The sequence below is a fragment of the Paenarthrobacter sp. NPDC091669 genome (assembly GCF_044756725.1).
GTDB classification, from domain to species: Bacteria; Actinomycetota; Actinomycetes; order Actinomycetales; family Micrococcaceae; genus Arthrobacter; species Arthrobacter bambusae_C.
Genome location: NZ_JBIVTK010000021.1, coordinates 3,348 through 5,408, shown reverse-complemented (window position 1 = coordinate 5,408; position 2,061 = coordinate 3,348). Strand labels below are relative to the sequence as shown.

General features: G+C 55.6%; 1 rRNA gene. It reads left to right on the top strand.

The window, feature by feature from the left end:
• Positions 1–193 precede the first annotated feature (193 nt).
• Positions 194–1,713, top strand: a 16S ribosomal RNA gene (locus ACIQLI_RS22415).
• Positions 1,714–2,061 lie beyond the last annotated feature (348 nt).

Sequence of the window (2,061 nt, the reverse complement as noted above, 5' to 3'; positions counted from 1 at the left end):
CTGTTGTTTGAGAACTCAATAGTGTGCCAAGTTTGTTGATACCGATTGTTTTATTGATTGGTTGAAATTATGGCTGGATCATTGCGCACCCCCGTGTGTGGTGGTCTGGTTTTCAGCTGGTTTCGAATTTTGTGCAGCCGCGTCGGCCGTTATTTCCGGTGGGTGTGGTTGTGTCTGTTTGATTTGTTTTACTTCAACGGAGAGTTTGATCCTGGCTCAGGATGAACGCTGGCGGCGTGCTTAACACATGCAAGTCGAACGATGATCCCAGCTTGCTGGGGGATTAGTGGCGAACGGGTGAGTAACACGTGAGTAACCTGCCCTTGACTCTGGGATAAGCCTGGGAAACTGGGTCTAATACCGGATATGACTGTCTGACGCATGTCAGGTGGTGGAAAGCTTTTGTGGTTTTGGATGGACTCGCGGCCTATCAGCTTGTTGGTGGGGTAATGGCCTACCAAGGCGACGACGGGTAGCCGGCCTGAGAGGGTGACCGGCCACACTGGGACTGAGACACGGCCCAGACTCCTACGGGAGGCAGCAGTGGGGAATATTGCACAATGGGCGCAAGCCTGATGCAGCGACGCCGCGTGAGGGATGACGGCCTTCGGGTTGTAAACCTCTTTCAGTAGGGAAGAAGCGAAAGTGACGGTACCTGCAGAAGAAGCGCCGGCTAACTACGTGCCAGCAGCCGCGGTAATACGTAGGGCGCAAGCGTTATCCGGAATTATTGGGCGTAAAGAGCTCGTAGGCGGTTTGTCGCGTCTGCTGTGAAAGACCGGGGCTCAACTCCGGTTCTGCAGTGGGTACGGGCAGACTAGAGTGATGTAGGGGAGACTGGAATTCCTGGTGTAGCGGTGAAATGCGCAGATATCAGGAGGAACACCGATGGCGAAGGCAGGTCTCTGGGCATTAACTGACGCTGAGGAGCGAAAGCATGGGGAGCGAACAGGATTAGATACCCTGGTAGTCCATGCCGTAAACGTTGGGCACTAGGTGTGGGGGACATTCCACGTTTTCCGCGCCGTAGCTAACGCATTAAGTGCCCCGCCTGGGGAGTACGGCCGCAAGGCTAAAACTCAAAGGAATTGACGGGGGCCCGCACAAGCGGCGGAGCATGCGGATTAATTCGATGCAACGCGAAGAACCTTACCAAGGCTTGACATGAACCGGTAATACCTGGAAACAGGTGCCCCGCTTGCGGTCGGTTTACAGGTGGTGCATGGTTGTCGTCAGCTCGTGTCGTGAGATGTTGGGTTAAGTCCCGCAACGAGCGCAACCCTCGTTCTATGTTGCCAGCGCGTTATGGCGGGGACTCATAGGAGACTGCCGGGGTCAACTCGGAGGAAGGTGGGGACGACGTCAAATCATCATGCCCCTTATGTCTTGGGCTTCACGCATGCTACAATGGCCGGTACAAAGGGTTGCGATACTGTGAGGTGGAGCTAATCCCAAAAAGCCGGTCTCAGTTCGGATTGGGGTCTGCAACTCGACCCCATGAAGTCGGAGTCGCTAGTAATCGCAGATCAGCAACGCTGCGGTGAATACGTTCCCGGGCCTTGTACACACCGCCCGTCAAGTCACGAAAGTTGGTAACACCCGAAGCCGGTGGCCTAACCCTTGTGGGGGGAGCCGTCGAAGGTGGGACCGGCGATTGGGACTAAGTCGTAACAAGGTAGCCGTACCGGAAGGTGCGGCTGGATCACCTCCTTTCTAAGGAGCTGCTAGCAATGTGTTGCCGGCCTGCATGGGTTGGTGATGGGTTGTCAGTGTTGCCCATTGCGCAGGCGTCTGTTCTGCGGTGGGTGCTCATGGGTGGAATATCAACGAATCAAACTTGTTTGGCATGGCCTTTACCGGTTGTGTCCTGGTGCCAGTACGGCAGCATGTGCCTCCTTTGTGGGGTGGGTGTTGTTGGGAACGCTGCCGGGGTGCATGGTTTGTGGGGGTTGTGTTTGGCGCACTGTTGGGTCCTGAGGCAACAGGACCTTTTTGCAGCAATGCAGAGGGCACTTCTGGTGTTTCTTTTGTTCCTGCTTCCGGTACTGCGGCTGTCCCTTG